The sequence below is a fragment of the Pseudactinotalea sp. Z1732 genome (genome assembly GCF_049724975.1).
Lineage (GTDB): Bacteria > Actinomycetota > Actinomycetes > Actinomycetales > Beutenbergiaceae > CALKWS01.
Genome location: NZ_JBMPQC010000013.1, coordinates 1 through 21,100, shown reverse-complemented (window position 1 = coordinate 21,100; position 21,100 = coordinate 1). Strand labels below are relative to the sequence as shown.

The 21,100-nt window shown below is 68.0% G+C and carries 17 protein-coding genes; 4 read left to right on the top strand and 13 right to left on the bottom strand.

Features of this window, described 5'->3' with window-relative positions; genetic code table 11:
- Positions 1-109: 109 nt before the first annotated feature.
- The 5 genes from ACPL7H_RS16875 to ACPL7H_RS16855 all read right to left on the bottom strand — a co-directional run bounded on the left by ACPL7H_RS16875 (position 110) and on the right by ACPL7H_RS16855 (position 8,377).
- Entirely contained in the window at positions 110-2,320 is a 2,211-nt protein-coding gene (locus ACPL7H_RS16875; protein ID WP_424797949.1) for a VanW family protein, read from the bottom strand.
- A gap of 115 nt (positions 2,321-2,435) precedes the next feature.
- The gene (locus ACPL7H_RS16870; protein WP_424797948.1) at positions 2,436-2,924 is read right to left on the bottom strand and encodes a flavin reductase family protein; all 489 of its coding nucleotides are present in this window, start codon (positions 2,922-2,924) and stop codon (positions 2,436-2,438) included.
- Positions 2,917-4,344: a PIG-L family deacetylase gene (locus tag ACPL7H_RS16865; protein WP_424797947.1), complete on the bottom strand. Its 1,428-nt coding sequence runs from the start codon at positions 4,342-4,344 to the stop codon at positions 2,917-2,919. The genes ACPL7H_RS16870 and ACPL7H_RS16865 overlap by 8 nt, the downstream gene beginning before the upstream one ends.
- Positions 4,345-4,453: 109 nt before the next feature.
- The gene (gene typA, locus ACPL7H_RS16860) at positions 4,454-6,367 is read right to left on the bottom strand and encodes a translational GTPase TypA (protein ID WP_424797946.1); all 1,914 of its coding nucleotides are present in this window, start codon (positions 6,365-6,367) and stop codon (positions 4,454-4,456) included.
- Between the two features lie 162 nt (positions 6,368-6,529).
- On the bottom strand, positions 6,530-8,377 hold the full coding sequence (locus ACPL7H_RS16855) for an ABC transporter ATP-binding protein (RefSeq protein ID WP_424797945.1): 1,848 nt from the start codon (positions 8,375-8,377) through the stop codon (positions 6,530-6,532).
- An 83-nt stretch (positions 8,378-8,460) separates the two neighbouring features.
- Here ACPL7H_RS16855 and ACPL7H_RS16850 point away from each other — a divergent pair, with 83 nt between their 5' ends.
- Positions 8,461-9,060, top strand: coding sequence for a PH domain-containing protein (locus ACPL7H_RS16850; RefSeq protein WP_424797944.1), 600 nt, complete (start codon positions 8,461-8,463; stop codon positions 9,058-9,060).
- 113 nt (positions 9,061-9,173) lie between these two features.
- Here the strand turns inward: ACPL7H_RS16850 and ACPL7H_RS16845 are convergent, their stop codons facing one another.
- From ACPL7H_RS16845 to ACPL7H_RS16825, 5 genes are all read right to left on the bottom strand, one after another.
- Entirely contained in the window at positions 9,174-10,268 is a 1,095-nt protein-coding gene (locus ACPL7H_RS16845) for an ABC transporter permease (protein WP_424788146.1), read from the bottom strand.
- Complete coding sequence (locus ACPL7H_RS16840) at positions 10,268-11,776, bottom strand: ABC transporter permease (RefSeq protein WP_424797943.1); 1,509 nt, start codon at positions 11,774-11,776, stop codon at positions 10,268-10,270. Before ACPL7H_RS16840 ends, ACPL7H_RS16845 begins: the two co-directional genes overlap by 1 nt.
- Positions 11,777-12,001: 225 nt before the next feature.
- A complete protein-coding gene (locus ACPL7H_RS16835) occupies positions 12,002-13,858 on the bottom strand; it encodes an ABC transporter substrate-binding protein (RefSeq protein ID WP_424797942.1) in 1,857 nt (618 codons plus the stop codon).
- A 527-nt stretch (positions 13,859-14,385) separates the two neighbouring features.
- A complete protein-coding gene (locus ACPL7H_RS16830; RefSeq protein WP_424788143.1) occupies positions 14,386-14,853 on the bottom strand; it encodes a PPOX class F420-dependent oxidoreductase in 468 nt (155 codons plus the stop codon).
- A gap of 78 nt (positions 14,854-14,931) precedes the next feature.
- Positions 14,932-15,678 (bottom strand): class I SAM-dependent methyltransferase, encoded by a 747-nt coding sequence (locus ACPL7H_RS16825; RefSeq protein ID WP_424797941.1) that lies wholly within the window; start codon positions 15,676-15,678, stop codon positions 14,932-14,934.
- A gap of 149 nt (positions 15,679-15,827) precedes the next feature.
- On the opposite strand from ACPL7H_RS16825, the gene ACPL7H_RS16820 reads away from it, so the two are divergent.
- From ACPL7H_RS16820 to ACPL7H_RS16810, 3 genes are all read left to right on the top strand, one after another.
- Positions 15,828-16,265: an Hsp20/alpha crystallin family protein gene (locus ACPL7H_RS16820; RefSeq protein ID WP_424797940.1), complete on the top strand. Its 438-nt coding sequence runs from the start codon at positions 15,828-15,830 to the stop codon at positions 16,263-16,265.
- A gap of 74 nt (positions 16,266-16,339) precedes the next feature.
- On the top strand, positions 16,340-16,807 hold the full coding sequence (locus ACPL7H_RS16815) for a hypothetical protein (protein ID WP_424797939.1): 468 nt from the start codon (positions 16,340-16,342) through the stop codon (positions 16,805-16,807).
- 61 nt (positions 16,808-16,868) lie between these two features.
- Positions 16,869-17,180 (top strand): DUF1905 domain-containing protein, encoded by a 312-nt coding sequence (locus ACPL7H_RS16810; RefSeq protein WP_424797938.1) that lies wholly within the window; start codon positions 16,869-16,871, stop codon positions 17,178-17,180.
- Positions 17,181-17,236: 56 nt separating this feature from the next.
- Here ACPL7H_RS16810 and ACPL7H_RS16805 read toward each other — a convergent pair whose 3' ends face one another.
- From ACPL7H_RS16805 to ACPL7H_RS16795, 3 genes are all read right to left on the bottom strand, one after another.
- Complete coding sequence (locus tag ACPL7H_RS16805) at positions 17,237-18,598, bottom strand: C39 family peptidase (RefSeq protein WP_424797937.1); 1,362 nt, start codon at positions 18,596-18,598, stop codon at positions 17,237-17,239.
- 43 nt (positions 18,599-18,641) lie between these two features.
- Positions 18,642-20,000: a serine hydrolase domain-containing protein gene (locus ACPL7H_RS16800; RefSeq protein ID WP_424797993.1), complete on the bottom strand. Its 1,359-nt coding sequence runs from the start codon at positions 19,998-20,000 to the stop codon at positions 18,642-18,644.
- A gap of 115 nt (positions 20,001-20,115) precedes the next feature.
- Positions 20,116-21,100 (bottom strand): hypothetical protein (locus ACPL7H_RS16795; protein WP_424797936.1); only part of this gene is annotated, 985 nt, incomplete at its 5' end.

Sequence of the window (21,100 nt, the reverse complement as noted above, 5' to 3'; positions counted from 1 at the left end):
CAACCGGGCACGGCCACCGTCGGCCGCCACCGCCTGGGATGCGGCGCCGGGACCCCGCCCTCACCGGTGCTGGTGCGAGCCGACGCCAGGGATCAGCCGTCTCCAGCGGTCAGTCGTCGTCCCCGTTCTCGTCATCGTCATCGTCATCGTCGGAGGCCGACGGCGGTTCACCGCAGACCACCCGGTTCCACGGGCGATAGGTGTGGGTGTAGGTGCGCTGCTCGTGCACCTCACCGCCGGCTGAGACCGTTCGGGTCACCTGCACGGTGAAGCCGGACTGCCCACCGGACTCCGGCTCGCATCGCGGGTCCTGGTTGTACACCGTCTGCGGTGAGGTGATGTTGTAGCGACTGCCGGTGACGATGTCGACGTCCCACACGTCCGTGCCCCACAGCACCACATGGGTCTGGCCGTCCCCGACCCAGGCGTGGATCAGCACCCCGTAGTCGGTGTTATTGCCGAATCTCATGTCCAGGTCCGGGGAGAACAGGGTGGCTTCACGGCCCTCGGGGTAGCGGCTGAACCACCGCGAGTGCGGCTGGTGCGTGATGTCTTCCAGGCCCGCTTCGAACGCGGCGTTGAACACGGTGGTGGAGAGTTGGGACAGCCCGCCCCCGGCGGCTTCGGTGGCAAACCCATCCACCACCACCCCGGAGGAGTTGTAGCCTCCGGCCTCGGTGATCGGGCTGAGGGCATCAAGCAGGGAGAACTCCTCACCCGGCATGAGCAGGGTGCCATTGATTCTCGAGGTGCCGATCACCAGGTTCTCGGTGCGGGGTGGGTCGTAAGGCATCGGGGTGGAGTAGCGTCCGATCACCTCCACGACGCCGAGCGCTTCGGCGTCGGCAGTGGTGAACTCGGCCTCGGTCCGGGAGAGTTCGACCGTGGCCACCCGCTGGTCCGCCTCGGTTTGCAGGGAGGCGTCGCGCACTGCCGGTGCCAGTTCCTCCGGGTCCAGCCCGGTGCCGGTGACCGCCGGGATCACGGTGGGCTCACCACCCTGCAACTCGATCCTGGCGTCGCGGGGGACTTCCCCGATCGAGTCCTCCTTGGCCGTGACGGTCTCGGCCAGTTCCTGGCCGTCCAGGGCCAGGTCGAACCGGGTGCCGTTGACCTCCAGGGTGGCGGCATCGGCCAACTCCTCGGTGGACAACTCCACTTCGGCGTCGTTCACCGCCACGGTCACCGGACCGGACAGGAACGGCTCGACCACCTCATCCATCGCGGCCCGGATCTCCTCGGGTCCGATCTCGGGTTGCACCACCAGTTCGGGCAATTCCAAGGGGCGTGACCCGGTGATCCACTCCGCCGCGAGCAACTCGGTGGCTTCGGGCACGTCGACGGCGGCACCCTCCTGCGGGTCGGTGATCTCCGCCTCGGCATCGACGATGCTGATCGAACCCTCCACGGGGCTGATGTCCAGGTCTTCTGCCAACCCCTCCAGCGCCGCCTCCAAAGCCGCCTCATCCACGTGCGAGACCGGCTCCTGCTCGCCGAGTCCGAAGAGGTGGCCGAGCAGTATCCGCGGGTTCAGGGTGAATCCGGTGAACTGATCCACCGTGGCGGCAGCGTCGAAGGACAACCCGGCCGAGGCCGGTTCGATTTCGGCGCCGCTGTCCGCGAAGGTCAGCGGCAGCGGCTCGGTCTCCAGGCCACCGAGTTCCTCGGTCAGGACCTGCTCGGCCGTCCCGGTGGGCAGTCCCGAGACGTCCACGCCGGCCACCGTGGTGTCCGCCGGGACGCGGTCGCCGAGGAAGTAGGCGCTGCCCACGTACGCCGCGGCGAGCAGCAACACGATCACGCCCACCCAGATCCCGACCTTGGTGAGGCCGCGTTTCTTGCGCGTGGTTTTCTTCTTCGCGGTCAAGGGGCTGTCCTGGTCGTCGGAGACGGCGCCCGGAGGCCCGGCCACCATGGTGGCGTCTGGGTCATCCGTGGCGTCGGAGGCGTCGGTGGTCGGCGGGTCGACGACGCCGGTGGCGTCGTCGTCGCGAGCGGGCTCCTCGGCGTCGGCGGGCTCGTCCGGGGTGCGGTCGTCCTCGGGGGCATGATCGCCGGTGTCGGCGGGCTCATCCGGGGTGACGTCGTCCGCGCGGGCATGATCCCCGGTGCCGGCGGGCTCGTCCGGGGTGACGTCGTCCTCGGGGGTGCGGCGGTCCTTGATCGGGGTTCGGCGCACGTCGGCTGCCGGCGCTTCATCGGGACCGGGCAGTTCCTGGGTTGAGCCGTCATCGAGCGCGCCTTCGGACGGGCGCGGATCTGCGTCCCCGTCGGCATGCTCGTGCGTCGGCCCCGCAGGCCCCTCATTCTGCTTCGCCACGTATTCCCTTTAGAGTCCTCGGGCTCGTGTACGCCCCCGCACATGGTAACGCCTTGCCGTTCGCGGCACCTGCGCCACTCGCAAGCGTGGCCGGATTCACAGCACCGCCCCGGTCTCAGGGGGCCGCGCGCATCCGACCCAGGTGGTGCACGATCCCGCCGCTGCCGGCCGGCGCCAGCGCCGTGCTGAGCACCTGCCCGACCACCACCTCGTGGGAACCGGCCTCCTTGGTCCACTCGGTGCGGCACTCCAACCATGCGGTGGCCTCATCCAGCAGGGCTGCGCCGCTGTGCTCACCGCGATGGTGCCCCACCCGGTCCAACTGGCCCACGGCGGGGCGTCCCGGACTTGCCAGCCAGTCCGCCACCGCGCCGGCCGCTGCGCTCAGGATGCTCACCGCCCAGGTGCCACCGGGCTGCACCGCCTCGGCCAGCCGGGCATCGGAGTGCACGCAGAACAGCACCGTGGGTGGTTCCAGCGAGACCGAGACCACCGAGGTTGCCGTCATCGCCAGGTCGAGGCTGCCGGCGCGCGCCGAGATCACGCACACCCCGGAGATCAGCCGCGACATCGCCAGGCGGTAGTCCTCCACCGGATCAGTCACGGAACCACCTCCTCGGTGCCGCCAGGCCCAGCAGTGCCAGGGCGGGGGCCCCGAGCAGCCAGGCCACGCCGATCGCCTCCCCGGTCACGATCACGTCCGCCCTGCCCAGATAGGTCATCGCGAAGATCACCAGGAAGATCACGCCCGCGTAGAGCAGTTGCCCGCGCCGATCGGCCAGGGCGCGTGCCAGGACCGACCCGGTGAGCACCACCAGCAACGAGAGCAGCAGACCGAACGGCATCTCCCAGCGGTAGAACACCGTCCCGATCGAGCCCACCAGGATCGCCAGCAACGCCGTCATCGACAGCATGAACCCCGTGTACCAGCGCGGATCCTGCTCGCCCGCACCCCGCACCTGCCCGGGTGCACCCGCCTCTCCGGCCGCACCTGCGTCGTCGTGCCCTACTTCGTCCTCATCCCGGGCGAGGCCGGCCAGGTCGGCGGCACTACCCCACCCGGGCGCCACCATGGCCGTGGCCCGCGCCGGGACCGGCCGCAGCATGTCGTTGCTCAGCGCGAACCAGCCGGCGGCGTGCCCACCGGACTCAGCCACCAGTGCCTGATCGACGTGCACGGCCTGGATCTGGGTCCGGTGGGACCGCATCGCCTGCGCCAGTGCGTCCAGCACGGGGGCCGACAGCCCGATGTCCAGATCCACCTGATCATCGGGGCGAACGATCGTGGGGGTCTGCTCGCCGGTGGGAACCGTGAGCAGCCCGCCGGTGTGCTCGGAGGTGCCGGCCCGCCCGTTGTACCGCCTCAACCAGTCCAACCCGCCGCGGAAGCGGCTCTGCGGGTACACCACCCACGCCACCACGGGCACCCGCCAGGGCTGGGTACCGGTGGTGGGGTCATCGGGGAAGAGCGGCTCCAGGTCCGCCGCGGCCAGTTCCACCGCACGCATGGTGACCCGGTTGACCTGGACGTGGTCGGGGTGGCCGTAGCCGCCGTCGGGCTCCTCGGTCAGCACCAGGTCCGGGCGGGTCGTGCGGATCAGGGCGGCCAGCACCCGTGCGCTGATGTCGGTGTCGGCACGGGAGAAGGCGTGGTCGTCGACGTCCTCGGCCGGGATCGCCCGCACGCCGGTCTGCCCCTCCGGCCAGCGCATCCCGGAGTCGGTGTACCGGGGCGGGCGGCGTGTGGTGAGCCCGGGCAGCTCGTCCAGGAAGTGGTGCTCGGCCACGCCGAGCGCGGCGGTGGCGGCCCCGACCTCCTGAGTGCGGTGCCGGCCCAGCGCCTGGTGGTCCTGAGCCAGGTGCGCCAGGTCCGCACCGATCACCTCACCGCGCTCACCGCGGTTGGTGGTGACCACGGTGACGTGCCCGCGCCGCGCCATCGTGGCCAGCAGCGGGCCGCCGGAGAGGGTCTCATCGTCGGGGTGGGCGAAGACCCCGAGGGTGCGGGGTGCGTGCTGGCTCACTCCACTCCTTCCGATCCCACGGTGCCTGGCGCCTCTGGGTGCCACCCACTCTTGCTGCGCCCGGATCCTACTGCCAGGAACCCGGCGCGGCGGCCCTGGTGGTGGCGGGTCAGGACCGCCGGGCTCGGGCGGCGGCCTTGTTCCGGTCGTGTCCGTCCAGGATCACCTTACGGATCCGCACGACCTCCGGGGTGACCTCCACGCACTCGTCCTCCCGGGCGAACTCCAGGGACTCCTCCAGGGTCAACCGACGCGGCCGGTTCAGGTTCTCGAAGGTGTCCGCGGCGGCCGCGCGCATGTTCGTCTGCTTCTTCTCCTTGGTGATGTTGACGTCCATGTCCTCGTTGCGGACGTTCTCCCCCACGATCATGCCCTCGTAGACCTCCGAGGTCGGTTCGATGAAGAAACTGCCCCGGTCCTGCAGGTTGAGCATCGCGAACGGTGTGGCAGTCCCGGCCCGGTCGGCCACCAGTGAGCCGGTGGTGCGGAACTCGATCGGCCCGGCCCAGCGCTCGTACCCCTCGGCGATCGAGAAGGCGATCCCGGTGCCGCGGGTCTCGGTGAGGAACTGGGTGCGGAACCCGATCAACCCGCGGGCGGGCACCACGAACTCCATCCGGACCCAGCCGGTGCCGTGGTTGGTCATCGTGTCCATCCGGCCACGGCGCGCGGCGAGCAGCTGGGTGACCGAGCCCAGGTACTCCTCGGGAACATCGATGGTCATCCGCTCCATCGGCTCGTGCACCGCGCCGTCGATGACGCGGGTGACCACCTGGGGCTTGCCGACGGTCAACTCGAACCCCTCCCGGCGCATCTGCTCAACCAGGATCGCCAGGGCCAGTTCCCCCCTGCCCTGGACCTCCCAGGCGTCGGGCCGTTCGGTGGGCAGCACCCGCAGCGACACGTTGCCGACCAGTTCGGCGTCCAGGCGGTCCTTGACCTGCCGGGCGGTGACCTTGTGACCCTTGACCCGCCCGGCCAGCGGGGAGGTGTTGATCCCGACCGTCATCGAGATCGCCGGGTCGTCCACGGTGATCAACGGCAGCGGACGGGGATCGTCCGGATCGGTCAGTGTCTCCCCGATGGTGATCTCCTCGATGCCGGCGACGGCGACGATGTCACCGGGGCCGGCCTCGTCGGTGGGCATCCGTTCCAGCCCGCGGGTGCGCAGGAGTTCGGAGATCCGCACCCCGGAGACCTGCCCGTCCCTGCGCGCCCACGCCACCTGCTGGCCCTTGCGCAGCGTGCCGTTGAAGATCCGCAGCAACGCCAGGCGGCCCAGGAACGGTGAGGCGTCCAGGTTGGTCACGTGCGCCTGCAGCGGCATCTCCGGGTCGTAGGTGGGGGCCGGGATGGTTTCCAGAATGGTGGCGAACAGGGGTTCCAGGTCGGCCTCATCGGGCAGTTCCCCGGCGGCCGGTTCGGTCATGGAGGCACGTCCGGCGCGGGCGGAGGCGTAGACCACCGGGACCTCCAGCACCGCATCCAGGTCCAGGTCCGGCACCTCGTCGGCAAGGTCCGCGGCCAGCGACAGCAGCAGGTCGGTGGACTCGGCGACCACCTCGGCGATGCGCGAGTCGGGGCGGTCCACCTTGTTCACCACGATGATCACCGGCAGCCGGGCGGCCAGGGCCTTGCGGAGCACGAACCGGGTTTGCGGCAGGGGGCCCTCGGAGGCATCCACCAGCAGCACCACGCCGTCGACCATGGACAGCCCGCGCTCGACCTCCCCGCCGAAGTCGGCGTGACCGGGGGTGTCGATCACGTTGATGGTGATGCCGTCCGGGTGACCGGCGGCTGCGGCAGCCGCACCGCGGTAGTCCACCGCGGTGTTCTTGGCCAGGATCGTGATGCCCTTCTCCCGCTCCAGATCCCCGGAGTCCATCACGCGCACCTCATCGGAGCCGCGTGCGCCGAAGGCGCCGGACTGGCGCAGCATGGCATCGACCAGGGTCGTCTTACCGTGGTCGACGTGGGCGACGATGGCGATATTGCGCAGATCGGTGCGCGAGCGGGTGGGCATCAGGTCAGGCCTCGATCCGGTGTTGGGTTGCTGGTGCACCGGAGGTAGGACGCGGCGCCAACACACAATTCTACCGGGAGATCAACCTCGTTCCGCGCGCCGGGATGCCGCCGGCGACGCCGAACACATCACATCAGCGTCCGGACCGGACCGACGCCACCCTCAGATGCCGCCACGCCCCATATCGCGGGCGCCCCCGCGCAGATCGTCGATCCCTGTACCCTGGCTCCGCGCCTCCTCCGCCGCCTCCTCGGCCGCCAACTCGGCCGCTGCGGCGTCGAGGAGGGCGTCGCGGGTCTCGCGGCGCTTGCGCTGTTCGTCCGGGTCCGGCACCGGTACGGCCGCGATGAGCCGCTGGGTGTAGGGGTCCTGGGGGTTGTTCACGATCTGCGGGGCCGGTCCGACCTCCACGAGCTTGCCGTGGTGCATCACCGCGATCCGGCTGGAGAGCATCTCCACCACCGCCAGGTCGTGGCTGATGAACAGGCACGCGAACCCGTGCTCACGTTGCAGGTCCTGGAACAGGCTGAGCACCGTCGCCTGCACGGACACGTCCAGTGCCGAGGTGGGCTCATCGGCGACCAGCAATTTGGGCTCCAGGCTCAGCGCCCGCGCGATACCCACCCGCTGGCGCTGCCCACCGGAGAGTTCGTGCGGGTACCGGTTGCGCATGAACCTGGGCAGTTGCACCTGGTCGAGCAGATCCTCTACGTACGAAGCCAGTTGCTTGCCCTTGATCCCCCGGTGCAGGTACAGCGGCTCCCCGATGGACTCACCGATGGGAAGGCGCGGGTTGAGGGAGGAGCCCGGGTCCTGGAAGACGATCCCGATCTTGCTGCGCAACGGCTTGAGGTCGCGCGGTTTGGCACCGACCATGTCCGTGCCCACGATCTCCAACCGTCCAGCCGACGCCGGAAGCAGGCCCACCGCAGCACGGCCGATGGTGGTCTTACCGGAACCGGACTCACCGACCAGGCCCACCACCTCGCCCGTGGCGATGCTCAGGTCCACGCCGTCCACGGCCTTGAACGCCGGGGTGCGACCGCGCTTGGGGTAGGTGATCTCCAGCCCCTCGGCCAGCATCGCCGGGGCGGGGCCCTGCGCGGCCGTTCCGTCAGCGGGCGGCTCGGCGCGTTCGGTGGTGGTGGCCGGAGGGCGTACCGCCGTGTGCTCGTGCGCGCTCGACCCCAGGTGAGGCACCGAGCGCAGCAACTGGCGGGTGTAGGGGTGCTTGGGCGCGTCGAAGATCTCCGCGGCGGTGCCGCGTTCGACGATCTCACCGTTGCGCATCACCAGGATCCGGTCGGCCATGTCGGCGACCACACCCATGTCGTGGGTGATCAGGACGACGCCCGAGTCGATCCGCTCCCGCAGGTCACGCATCAACTTCAGGATCTCGGCCTGCACCGTGACGTCCAGGGCGGTGGTGGGCTCGTCGGCGATCAACAGCCGGGGGTCACACGCCAGCGCCTGGGCGATCATGGCACGCTGACGCTGACCACCGGAGAGTTGGTGCGGGTAGGAGTGGTACCGGGTGGCCGCTGCGGGCATCTCCACGAGTTCCAGCAGTTCGATCGCCCGGGCCTTCGCGGCGGCGGGTCCGATGCCCAGGTGGGTGCGGAGGGTCTCCACGATCTGGAAGCCGACGGTGTAGACGGGGTTCAACGCCGTCATCGGCTCCTGGAAGATCACGGCGGCCTCCATGCCGCGTACCTTCTGCAGTTTGCTGTTGGGCATCCCGACCAACTCCTGGTCGCCCAGCTTCGCCGAGCCCGAGGAGCGGCCGTTGGGAGGCAGCAGCCCCAACAGGGACATCGACGACTGGGTCTTGCCCGAGCCGGACTCACCCACGATGGCGAGCACCTCACCGGGGTAGACCTCGTAGGTCATGTTCTTCGCGGCCGTGTGCCATTCGCCCTCGACGAAGAAGTCCACGCTCAGATCGCGCACGGTCAGGATCGCATCACCCGTCGCGGACAGGGGTGCCTCACTGGTGGTCTGTGTACTCACGCCACTTCCTTCCATCCATCACGGCGCGACGGCGCCGAGTGGGCGATGCTCCGCTCCGGGCGGTTCGGTGCCACGATGGTGCCATGGGTCCCACGCACACGTTCCGCACTCTCTACGCACGCGTCCTGACCGTCCTGGCCGGAGCGTTGATCGTGGTGGTGCTCATCTACAGCCTCATCGATGGGGGTATCGACGCACTGTGGCAGGCGCTGCCGTTCCTCGTGATCGGTGGCGGTCTGGTGTGGGTGCTGTTCGGTAATCCCAAGGTCGAGGTGGCCGACGGCGGCATCACCGTGGTCAACATCGTGCGGCGGGTGCATGTGCCCTGGCCCACGCTTCGCGGCGTGGAGAGCCGGTGGGCCCTGTCGGTGGAGACAACCGAGGGTACGTACTCCTCCTGGGCGATCCCCGCCTCGAGTGGTATGGGAACACGCCTGCGCCGCCCCCGCACGAAGATGGCCACGGGTGAGGCCGAGACCGGCCGCTCCCTGGAGACCGGTCACAATGCGGCCGCCGTGGCCCTGGTGATCGGGCAGCGGCTGGACTCCCTCACCGCGGCCGGCTACCTGGAGGACCGGCCCACGCACGAGCCGGTCCGGCCGACCCCGGGGTGGAACACCCGCGAGCTGGGGGTGCTCGGGGTGGTCGTGCTGACGGTGGCGATCATGGTGCTGACCGGCTGAGCCGGTCCTGGCCGGGTTACCGCGGGGCACGATCCGCGTCAGTCCCGGGCCGACGACGGCGAGCACGCCATGTTCCACCTGCTCGAGCCCGCTGCGTGGCCGGGCGGGAACCATCATGACGTCGCCGCCACGTTGGTGTCCTTGGTCTCACGGCGCTCCAGCTTCCGCTCGGCGGCAGCAAGCTTGCGGGCCGAGGGGATGCGTCGCTGGCGCGGGTCGAACGCGTCCCGGAGCCCGTCACCGATGAAGTTGACACACAGGGCCAGTGCGACGATGAACAGGCCCGGCCACCAGAACAGCCAGGGCCGGGTGGCGAAGGCCGTCTCGTACTCACTGATGAGCAGCCCGAGGGAGACGTTCGGCAGCGTGATACCGAAGCCCAGATAACTCAGCGAGGTCTCCAGCAAGATCGCCGAGGACATCAGCAGCGTCACGGCCACGATGATCACACCCATGGCGTTGGGCAGCATGTGCTTGAAGATGATCCGCACGTTCGAGGCACCGGCGACGCGGGCCGCGTCGACGAACTCCCGTTCCCGCAGCGAGAGGAACTCGGCACGCACCAGTCGGGACAGGCCCGTCCAGGTCACCGCACCCAGCGCCAGTGCCAGCGGCACCGGGTCGGCCGCGCCGACGATCCGGCCGAGCACGGCACCGAGGGCGATCGTCGGCAGCGTGATCACCAGGTCGGTCATCCGCATCAGGACCTGGTCCGCTGCGCCACGGAAGAAGCCGGCGACGGAACCGATCACCACACCGGCGAAGGTGGCGGCAATGCCGATGATCACCATGACGATCGTGGAGGTCTGGATCCCTCGCATCACCTGGGCGAACATATCGCGGCCGATGTCGTCCTGACCGAACGGGTGCGGGCCGATACCAAAGCCCTCCTCGCTCCAGGGCATCGTGATGGTGGGCCGGCCGCCCTCGTGGAAGATGCGGTAGCCGTGCACGTCCGGATCCGGGCGCTGCCCCGGGGCCCACTCCCACCAGCCGGGCACGAACCAGAATCCGACCGAGGAGAATCCGAGGATCACGATCCCGACCAGGATGATCAACGCGGCCATCGCGCCGCGGTGGCGGAAGAAGCGTTCCCGGACGATCTGCCCCTGGGACTTGCCGATGGCCTCGCGCAGTTCGATCGCGCCCTCACCGGCACCGGAGGCGTCCTCCGGTACGTCGGGGTTGTCAACGTCGTTGCGAGTCATCAGGCGTTCACCCGGATTCGTGGGTCAAGGGCTGCGTACATCAGGTCGGCCACCATGTTGGCGAGGATCGCCAGCGCGGCCACGATCACCAGGTAGGCCATCACCGGTTCGATGACGTTGGCCTCAAGGTTCGCCAGGAACATCGTGCCCATCCCGGGTCTGGCGAAAATTCGCTCGGTGATCAGCGCGCCGCCGAGCAGACCGATCACGTCCACCGGGACCAGGGTGGCCAGGGGGATCAGCGTGTTGCGGAAGCCGTGCCGCATGATCACGGTGCGCTCGGCCAGCCCCTTCGCGCGGGCGGTGCGCATGTAGTCCTGGTTCAGCACCTCCAGCATCGACCCCCGCGAGTAACGCGTGTAGGAGGCGAAGGAGATGAGCATCAGGGCCAGAGTCGGCAGGATGAGGTGGCCGTACAGGTTCAGGGTGGACTCCCAGAAGTCCCCCTGGAATCCCGGTGTGCGTTCCTGGAAGGTCCGGATCGGGCGTCCGGAGATCCGGGGGTTGGCGTTGTAGGAGGGCCAGGCCTGCATGATCCGGTCCAGGAAGACCATGGCGCCCATGATGGCGGCGACGATGCCGCCGGTACGTGCCGACTGCTTCCAGTCCGGTCCGCCCCAGAACCGCCCGACCAGCGCACCCACGGCCACACAGACCAAGCCGAGACCGGCGATCAGTGGGGCGCCGGTGATCTCGGCGGCATCGGTGACATCGAACAGCCACTGCACCGGGAGGTAGAGCGCGAGCGTCAACGCGACGACGCTCAGCGAGGTGAACAGCGCCCGTCGGTTCTCCAGACCTGTCGATAGCAGGGTGATAGCGAAGGCCACACCCAGCCCGTTCAGGATGAGCAGCGCGGGACCGATGTGTGGGTCGTTCCACCAGCCGCTGCCTTGCAGGTAGAACAGCATCCCCGCAACGGCTGCGGCGCCGACGACGAAACTGATCAGACGGGTGATCCGCGATCCGGCCATGGCCATCGAGATCAACGCACCCCCGATGACGGCGACGATGCCGATCGTGGTCGGGGACAGGTGCGGGTCGGCCAGGAAGTCGTTGAAGCCGATCGCGCCCCATTGCTTGAGCAGTACCGCCACCCAGAACACCGGGAGGGAGTACAGCACGAAGGAGAAGAAGACGACGATGTAGTCGAAGCTGGTGTACTGACGCAGCGCCGAGACGATCCCGACGCTCACGCCCAGGATGATGGACAGGAAGGTCGCGGCGGTCACGAGATGGAGGGTGCCGATCACAGCACCGCGCAACTCGTCGGCGACCGGCTGCCCGGTCTCCCAGGACACACCCGGGTCACCGGTGACGAACGCGCCGAACCACGTCGCGTATCGCTCGAACACCGTGGCATCGAGGTTCAGCATCTCGATGCGCTGTTCTATCTGTGCCGGGGCGTCAGGGTCGGTGCTGGTGTACAGGTCCTCGAGCGGATCGACGGCGAGGTCGATCATGATGTAGCTCAGAAAGGACGACAGGAGCAGGATGAGCAATCCCATCAGCACTCGTCTGACTATGAACTGCAGCAAAACTGGACCTCGCAGTCGGCAGTGGCCGGGGTGAGTTGCGGTGGATTCTAGGCGATGACGGTACCCCAGCCGAACCAGCCATGGGTCGGTTTGGGTACGCACAAGTGTGGGGGCATCGGGGCCGGTAGGGCGCCCGATGCCCCCACGTACTTGCGGTGTCTACCTAGGAGTCAGAGTTCAGAAGGAACCCTCGACTCACTCAGTGAGCTCCCACTCCCAGTAGTTCCAGAAGATGGTCGGTGCCAAGGCGATCGGCTCGATGTTCTGCAGCCGTGCGTCGTAGCCCGCGATGAGCTCGTGCTGGAAGATCACCGTGCCGAACGCTTCCTCCACCAGGATCTGCTCGGCCTCGGCGAGCAGATCCGCCTGTGCCTGAGCATCGGTCTCGGAACTCAGTTCGGCGAAGATCTCGTCCACGCGCTCGTTGGAGAATCCACCGAAGTTGTTCACCCCACCGGTGACGTGGTTCTGACCAGCGGCACCAACCGCGGTGGAGGTGGACTGCCACCCGAAGAGGGAGGCGTCGTAGATGGTGGTGTCAGCCAGGAGCGATCCCCAGTTGACGTCACCGGCGTCGACCAGCTCGAACAGACCCTCACGCTCCACGGACTCGCGGACGAGCTCGTAGATGTTCGCGCGGCGTGAGTTGGACGGGTCATACATGAACCGGACCGGGATCGGCGTTTCCACACCGGTGCCCTCGATCAGTTCGACCGCGGTGTCCAGGTCGGTCTCCACCGGCCAGGTCTGCTCCATCTGGTTGGTCTCAACCATCTGGTCATAGTTCGGAGAACCGGGGACCTGGGTGTAGGAGTGACGCACCTCGGCCTCGGGGTTGATCGGCTGGACCTGGGTCTCCACGATCTCCTGGCGCGGAACCAGGTTGAAGAAGGCATTGCGGATGTCGCGTGCAACGTCCTCATCGCCACCGTAGGTCTCGGGGTCGAACGGGCCACCGTTGTCGAAGATGACGTCGATGTGCTCGTACGTGGGACCGTCACCGCTGAAGATCCCGACCTGATCGCCGAGGTTCTCCAGGGCAGCCAGCGTGTCCGGGGTGGCCTGCGGCTGGACCAGGTGCACTTCCTGGTTCTGCAGCGCCTGGATGTGGGTCATCGGGTCACCGGAGATGGTGACGGTGATCTCCTCGATCGCGGCCGGGAACTCCCCGGTGTAGTCCGGGTTGGCCGTCAGGGTCACGTACTGGTTCCGCTGGAAGTCCGTCATCAGGTACGCACCCGAGGACAGGTACAGCAACTCGTCGTCCGGCAGGGTGTCGCCGAACTGGAAGCCGGTGTTGTAGAACGCCGCAATCGGCGCCAGGTCCTCGGTGATCTCATCCTGGATCGCAGCGATCACCCGGTCCTTGGCTTCCTGCGGGTCGTCGATGTCCAGCGCCCGCATCCCGACGACGTGCGCGGGGACGCCCACACCGAAGCTGTACTCCCAGTCCACGTAGGGCTGGTTGTAGTCGAAGGTCACGCCCTTACCGTCGGCGATGATCTCCGGCGTCTCCTCGATCAGCCCGACGGACGTGGTCAGGGGGAAGTTGAAGTAGACCTCGTTGTCGTCAGCCAGTCGCTCGGAGACCTCGGTCTCGACGGCCGCGAGGTACTCCTCCATCGACTCGGCCGGAACCTCGAGCTCGCCGTCGTCGTTCTCCTCGCCGAACTCCTCGAGCAGTTCTCCCTGGACTTCCTCCCGGACCGCGTCGGCGTCGGTCTCGGTGTTCAACTGACCGGAGTGGGCCGCCCAGTACAACATCAGGTCAGCGGCGTCGATCTCGACCGGCTCCTCGCCGCCGTACCAGTACGCCTCATCGGAGAGGGTGAATTCCATGGTCATGGAGTCCTCGGTCTCCTCGACCATGTCAAAGGTGCCGAAGGACTCATTCCGCTGCAACGCCAGGTCGCCGTCGAAGTAGCGGAATCCGTCGTTCATCAGGTACAGGATGTTGTTGTTCGCGGCGGCGTTACCGGTCCGCGAGTTGCTGTTGTACTCGTAGAACGTCTGGTTCCAGCCAATGGTGATCGCGCTAGCAGCCTCGCTCACGCCACCGTTGTCGTCGCTGTCATCGGGCTCTGTGTCTGGGTCGTCACCGGTACCGCCATTGCATGCGGCCAGCACGAGGGCGGTCGCTGCGGTTATCGCAGCTCCCGCCGTAAAGCGCCTGGTCTTCAATGTTCCTCCTATGAATGGCAAGGAGCGACTCGCCCCGGACCGCTTCCGGCTGGACCTCGTGGGTCCGACGAGCACTTTGCATCCGCCATGGACAGGGGAAGCGTACACACGCCAGGGGCTGGGATTGTTCGAGGTGACGGCATTCGTGTCCGCATCGTTACCGAAGTGAGACCTAGCCGTCACTCCCCCCGGCTGGGCGTGATGCCACCGTGACTTTGTGCCTGATCTGCGTACTTACGCGTTCCAGGGGCCACCGGACGTCCCGGTCCCGGGGCCCGGGGGTCCGGGGAAATGGACTCGCTCACCGGTGGGGAACGTGCTAGTCACGCACCGCAACCGCGCCAGCCGGCTGCGCTCATGCACTATCGGAGTTGCGTAGGTGGGTACCGGAGGAGTGCCTACCCGCCTGCCGGCTCCCGCCCGGGTGGGAAGCCACCGGTGGCGATCGGACCCCAGCCGGTGATCTCAATGCGGAGCAGGGACTTGCCCTGGCGCACCATGGCCTCGCGGTACTCGGCCCAGTCCGGGTGCTCCCCCGAAATGCTGCGGAAGTACTCCACCAGTGGCTCGACGGCCTCGGGTACGTCGAGCACCTCGGCCGTCCCGTCCACCTGCACGTAGGGCCCGTTCCACTCATCGGAGTGCACCAGCATCGAGACCTGCGGGTTGCGCCGTGCGTTGGTGGTCTTGGCTCGTTCGGGGTAGGTGGCGATCACCACCCGGCCGGCCTCGTCGACTCCCGCGCTCACCGGCGAGACCTGCAGCCCTCCGCTGGCCTTGTGGGTGATCAGCGTGACCCGGTGCCGGGGGCGGATGAAGTCCAACAGTTCGGCCCGCTCCACGCGGGTGGCGGTGGCGATGCTCATGGCCCCCACGCTACCGCCACTCGGCCCGCGCCACCACGGACGAGGGCACTGCGCCTCCACTGGGCACCACCGTCACGGCTACCGGCCCGCTTCGATCAGGAACCGGGTGCTGTGCGCCACGAACGGGCCCTCGGCCTGGATGCGCTCATGCAGGAGCTCCAACTGCGGACGGTAGGCCTCCACGGTGAACCCCGGCACGATCCAGATCACCTTGCGCAGGAAGTGCACCACGGCGGCAATGTCGTTGAAGGCCATCCGTAGGCGGGCGGTCTGCAGGTCCCGCACCCGGAGCCCGGCCCCTTCGGCGGCGGCCACCGCTCGCTCCGGACTGCGTCCGTCGGAGGGTTCGAAGTCCCCCAGCATCGCCTCCGACAACTCGTGCACACTGGCCTTCCCCACCTGTTGGGACAGGTAGGTTCCGCCTGGACGAAGCACCCGGGCGACCTCCTCCCAGAGCACCACGGTGGGGTGGCGGGAGACCACCAGGTCGAAGGTGCCGTCGTCGAACGGCAACGGTTCGGTGTCCTCCACCTGCACCACCTGGCCCCCGAGCGCCGTCAGTCGTGGGCGGGCCAGGTCGAGGTTCGGGGGCCAGGACTCGGTGGCGCGCAGCAGTGGTGGGACGTGCGGTATCTGCGCGAGCACCTCGGCCCCACCCGTCTGGACGTCGAGCATCGCCCGCGCGGTGCCCGATCGCTGCGCGACCAGTCCGGCGTAGCCCCAGGGCGGGCGCTCCTCGCTGGCCCGGCCGGCGAACCAACTGAAGTCCCAGCCCTCGGTGGGTACCGCCGCACCCTCGGCGAGCAGTTCGTCGAATGTCGTCATCACCCCATGGTCGCACCCGTGTCACCCCAATTCGTGAGCACCAGCCGTTAGCACTCTCGGCATGAGAGTGCTAAAATCGGCCGTGACAACGGTCGTCTTCATCGGGCCTGGAAGGTCCGGGCCCGGGTATCCACTCGGAGGTGATGGTGATGGCAACGCGAATCGACCCGTTCCGCGAGATGGACCGTGTATTCAGCAATGCGCTGGGACAAGTGATGTCCTCCGGACGCAGCAATGCGATGCCGATCGACCTGTATCGCGATGGGGACAAGTTCGTTCTGAACATGGACCTTCCCGGGGTCGATCCGTCCTCGATCGATGTCGACGTCGAGGACCAGACGCTGACAATCCGTGCTGAGCGCGGACAGGCGGAGAACCAACAGACCCAGTGGCTCGCGCGGGAGCGGCCCACCGGCACATTCGCGCGCCAACTGATGCTCGGTAGCGGGGTGTCGGTGGACCGGATCGACGCCTCATACGCCGATGGGGTGCTGTCGCTGACGATCCCGGTGGCCGAGGAAGCCAAGCCTCGCAAGATCGAGGTTGCCCACTCGAGTAATCAGTCCAGGATCGAGCAAGCGGGCTGAACCATGCGGTGGTGGCGGGTGCCCGGCCGGGCTGGCCCGCCACCACCGGTCCACCTGCGTACGGAGGCAGGAGCGTGTCTCACCCGAAGCGGTACCGGACCAGGGCCGAAGCGATCGAGCAGTCACTGGTTCCGGCACTGGCCGAGCACACCGATGACGTCGACGTTGACGCCGTCTTCGAGGCCACCTTCAGTTACACGGTCGAGCGCGACGGCGCGGGCAATGAGATCGAGGGCACGGGGGGCTATGAATCGGTAGCCACCGAAGGCGAGATCTGGTCGGTCGCGGCCGAGCATGCCCAGCGCATCATCGCCGTGGACTCCGAGTCGCCCGGGGGTGAGCATCACGAACCCCCCGGCCAGATCTCGGTGACCATCCCCTCCACTCGCGTCGAGGTGGAGGTACTGTCGCTGCCCGCGCGGCTGAGCCCGGCCACCTGGGAGGAGCTCATCGACCAGCGCCTCCGTGAAGCGAACTGGAGACGCGTGAGCGAGTGGGAGGACGGCGGTAACCGCGTGCGGGCGATGGTCGTGCGCACCTGACACCCGATGCCCATCGCGGGCGTGCCGCAGCGAGCCTAGACTGAGCGGTCGAGGAGCAGTGATGACCTGGGATTTCGAGGGCGAGATCTGGTACTGGCGCGGCCCCGCCCCGTTCTACTTCATCACCGTACCCGAGCCGATCAGTGCCGACATCCACGCCGTGGCCGCTGACGTCAGTTACGGCTGGGGGGCGATCCCCGTCCGAGCGCGCATCGGTGCCACCACCTGGCAGACCTCCATGTTCCCCAAGGAAGGCCTGTACGCACTGCCGGTGAAGGTGGCGGTACGACGGGCTGAGCAGATCGACGATGGTGACCTGGTCTCAGCCCACCTGGAACTGGAGCCGGGACGGCCCCAGATCACCGTGAGATGAGGCGCGTAGCCGCGGCCTGCAGTGTGGGCCAAAGGATGCCGTGAGTGCCAGCCGGTTCAGACCCAGTTCGGTTCCGCCGCGTCCACGGGCTCGGGCAGGGCGTGGCCCGGGGGTGCGATGACGTAGACGAGGCCGCCCGACGTGGTCAGCCAGAGGCTCTCGAACTGGTCGCGGCGGTAGGTGACGCGCACCTTGCCGTCGTCGGCCTCGTCCTGGGAGGCCGGGTCGTTGACCACGACGTCTCCGTCGGAGTCGAACCCTACGATCGTCAGCAGGTGCCCGTTCGTCCCGTATCCGGCGCCGTCGAGGTCGGCTTCGGTGAACGACATCGAGCAGACCAGGGGGATGCCGGCGCTGATGAACTCCTCGGCCTCGCGCAGTGACCGCAGCCGGGTGATGTAGGCCCGGGCGCCCCGCTCTCCGGCGTAGGCCGCGTTGAACGCCCAGTTCCCGGCGCCCCCGTAGGTGTAGTCGAAGACATACCGCGTGACGTGGTCAACCTGGGGGCGCTGTTCCCCCTCGATATCCACCCATCCGGTCTCCTCGGCATCGGGGCCCAGGCCGAAATGGTCCAGCACCATCGCAGTGCAGGTCGGTGAGCACCAGGCCTGCCCTCCCCCGTTCCACTCCGGGTAGTGACCCTTGTGCAGGTGCTGTGAGTAGGCGGGCACGTCCAGCACGATCCCGGCGGCCTCCCCCGGCTCACTGACCGGTACCGCCCGCTCGTCGGGAATCGCCGAGGCCATCGCGGTGAGCAGGGCGACCTCAGGGGTCTGCGCGGCGCCGGCGACCCGGTGCAGCGTGGCCCGCACTCGCAGTCCGGTCAAGGTGTGGTTGTGCCGCATCGCCAGCACATCCACATTGACACCGGCCCGCGTGTCGCGCTGCCCCTCGACGGTACCGCGCTGGATGTCGGGGGCGTCATCGCCCCGGGACCAGCGGGCCAGCACGTACCAGTCGGTGCGCTCACCGGAGTCGGTGATCCCCTGGACGGCTACCTCCACCCACGTGCCCGACGGCGTTCGCGCGTTCCAAGAGGGGATCACCTCGGTGCCAGCGAACGGCAGTTGGACCTCCGGGGAGGTCCAGGTGGCGGTGTCGTAGGTGCGGGCCACCTCGGTGTGGGGGTCGGTGTACTCCACCGTGCCGGTGGGCGAGGTCAGGACCAGGCGCCCGTCGGGATCGACCGCGGTGCCGTCGTGGCTGCCCTGGTCGAAGCCGCCGGTGCCTTCCCATGCCTGCATGTACACCCCCCGGGGCGCGGGCTCGGGGGCGGGGTCGTCCAAGCCGGGAGGCTCGGATCGCGAGCGCATCAGTGCCGCTGCTCCGAGCGCGCCCGCGCCGGCCACGCCGACCGCCCCCACGGAGCCCAACAACTTGCGGCGGGAGATCCTGTTTGCGTCATGGTCACTCGACATCGCCTCGACTGTACCGACCACCGGTCACGACGCCTGGGCAGCGCTAGGTGACGGGCCAGCCGCCGCCGTCCAGCCCGCCGGGGATGAACTCGCTGGGCTCGTAGGGCCGGCGGGTGAAGACGAAGGTGCCGACGTCGAGAGTCTGGGGTTCGCCGTCGGCTGCACGTCGCACGCGCAGGGCCTCCCCGCGGTGGTAACCGTCCAGGCCCACCCAGGTGTCGGTGCCGGTGGGCCGGAACCTGCTGGTGCTGGTCATCCCCGAGACGCGCTGCAGTTCGATCCAGCCCTCGTCAAGCACCCGCACCGTCCCCTCGGAGGTCCCCCAGAACCAGGACCCGGTCAACGCCAGCACATCCGCGGGCACATCGGCGCGAGCCACCCACTCCTGTGGCAGGCGGGGCTCACAGTCCTCGACGATGTCGAAGGGGTCGTCCAGCCCTTCCACATCGCCGGGCGTGGTGCAGTTCATCAGCGTCACCACACCGAGCCCGGCCTCCCGGTCCACCTGCACGCCGGCTTGGAAACCGGGCATCGAGCCACCGTGGCCGACCAGGAGCCGCCCCGCTCTACGGGTCACCTGCACCCCAAGCCCGCGGGCGCTGGCCCACTGTGAGCCCGACGCCAGTGCGGTCGGCTCACACATCTCATCGAGGGTGTCGGTGTGGAGCACGTCAGCAGTGTCCCCGGCCAGGAAGGCCGCCCAGCGGCTGAGGTCACCCACGGTGGACCACAACTGCCCCGCGGGGGCCATCGCCCCGGTGTCCTGGATCGTCTCCGGCAGCAGCACGTCGGCATAGGGATGCACCGCGTACCCGGTGGCGAAGGGAGAGCGAGCCGACGTCGTCGTGCTGTCCATCTGCAACGGCCCGAGGACCTGCGCGGTGAGCACCTCATCCCAGGAGCGGCCGGTGACCGCAGCGATCACCTCCCCCAGCACCGCGAAGGCGATGTTGGAGTAGTGCACATGGCGTCCCTGCCGGTCCAGCACGGTGCCCTGCGCCAGCGCCTCGTGCAGGCCCTGCCGGTCCACCCCCGGTGACCGTTCCCACCACGAGCCGGGAAGTTCCGCGGCCAGCCCGCCGGTGTGGGTGAGCAGTTCGGTGAGGGTGCGATCGCCGAACGGGGTGCCGGGCACGTACTGGTCGACGGTGTCGGTCAACCGAAGCGCGCCGGCGTCGCGCAACTGCAGTACGACGACGGCGACGAAAGTCTTGGTGATCGACCCGATCCGGAACTGCAACTCACCTGGGTCGGCGTGCTCGGGAAACGTTCCCCGGGCGGCGGACCAGACCAGGTGGGAGTCCCGCACCAGCCCAGTGACCAGGGACGGAATGCGTCCCTTGGTCTGCAGGGTGGCGGCGCGCAGGTCCAGACGGCGGGCGGTGGTGGGCAGCAGTGTCATCTCAGTCACGGGCGACGACGCTAACAGGCGGGTGCCGCTGAGGTTACGGCGGATTTCGCGTCCTACCCACGAACTGACGGCTGGCGTGCTCCGGTGCCGTTAATGCGCCGAATCGTCAGACCTCTACTTCCATCGTGTCGCTCTCATTCGTACCGGCACCCGAGATCTCCTCGGACGAGTAGGTCTCCTCCTCCTGGCCGGGGCGTGAGATCGGCTTGTACCTGGGCGCAGGCCGTGTCCACACCTTCTGAGGCTGTAGGAGATTGATGTAGAAGTCGTCAACCGCAGCGATCACGGAGTTGATGAACGACGTCTTGGCGGAGGTGCGTCGACTCATGCCCAAGTCGTAGACCCGAGAAACTGTGAAGCTCTTGATTTCGGGAAACGCCTCGGGCAGAGCATCCTTCGGGTCTTCTCGGAACTCCGCAATCGTTGCCGCATGCTGCCGACGAGCAGCGTGCGCTTCGATAATCACGTCGCCAGATGTTTCGGCTAGTGGCCTGAGGAGCCAATTAACGCGAGTCTCGTTTCGCGCATGTCCCGACGCAGGCACGTTGGAGAAGACATGAACCCTTCTCGCTCGCATGTCACAGCGAAACTCTAGATCTGCCGCCGTACCCGGGATTCGAATCTTCGCTGACATCGTGTGGTCCTCCGCCAACTCGCGCGCCAGTGCCTCAGTCCTCACATTGGGATTCGCACGCTCCCGCTGCGACAACATCGGCTCGACATCGACGCGCAACTTCTGCCCCAACTTGAGCGCCATGTAACGGACCAGGCCGTCGAATTTCGCTGCGACGTCAGCGACGTCACCATCGCCCCGTCGGACGATGCCGGTTCGCACGGCGTCGGTGACAGCGGTCCAACTACCCCCCATGTCTTCGAACTCCAGAGCACCGGAGTTCTCATGTTCCAAGTACCGGATGAGTTCGCCGAGGATCCAAGCCTGCTCCTCATCCTCGATGCCGTGGACCTCCTTGGACGCCACTGCGAGCGAGATCAGGCGAACCCAGGAGAAGTGGTAGACGGGCATCGCACGCAACTTGCGTTTATCGAGATCGACTGGGTGCGTTCCGAGGACCGGTGGAATCTCGTTGGAG

Excerpts from the sequence above, each read along its gene's own strand:
- typA (WP_424797946.1), bottom strand. The coding sequence starts at position 6,367 with ATGCCCACCCGCTCGCGCACCGATCTGCGCAATATCGCCATCGTCGCC.
- ACPL7H_RS16810 (WP_424797938.1), top strand. The coding sequence starts at position 16,869 with ATGACCTGGGATTTCGAGGGCGAGATCTGGTACTGGCGCGGCCCCGCC.
- ACPL7H_RS16820 (WP_424797940.1), top strand. The coding sequence starts at position 15,828 with ATGGCAACGCGAATCGACCCGTTCCGCGAGATGGACCGTGTATTCAGC.
- ACPL7H_RS16830 (WP_424788143.1), bottom strand. The coding sequence starts at position 14,853 with ATGAGCATCGCCACCGCCACCCGCGTGGAGCGGGCCGAACTGTTGGAC.
- ACPL7H_RS16840 (WP_424797943.1), bottom strand. The coding sequence starts at position 11,776 with ATGGGATTGCTCATCCTGCTCCTGTCGTCCTTTCTGAGCTACATCATG.
- ACPL7H_RS16800 (WP_424797993.1), bottom strand. The coding sequence starts at position 20,000 with ATGACACTGCTGCCCACCACCGCCCGCCGTCTGGACCTGCGCGCCGCC.
- ACPL7H_RS16825 (WP_424797941.1), bottom strand. The coding sequence starts at position 15,678 with ATGACGACATTCGACGAACTGCTCGCCGAGGGTGCGGCGGTACCCACC.
- ACPL7H_RS16805 (WP_424797937.1), bottom strand. The coding sequence starts at position 18,598 with ATGTCGAGTGACCATGACGCAAACAGGATCTCCCGCCGCAAGTTGTTG.
- ACPL7H_RS16850 (WP_424797944.1), top strand. The coding sequence starts at position 8,461 with ATGGGTCCCACGCACACGTTCCGCACTCTCTACGCACGCGTCCTGACC.
- ACPL7H_RS16845 (WP_424788146.1), bottom strand. The coding sequence starts at position 10,268 with ATGACTCGCAACGACGTTGACAACCCCGACGTACCGGAGGACGCCTCC.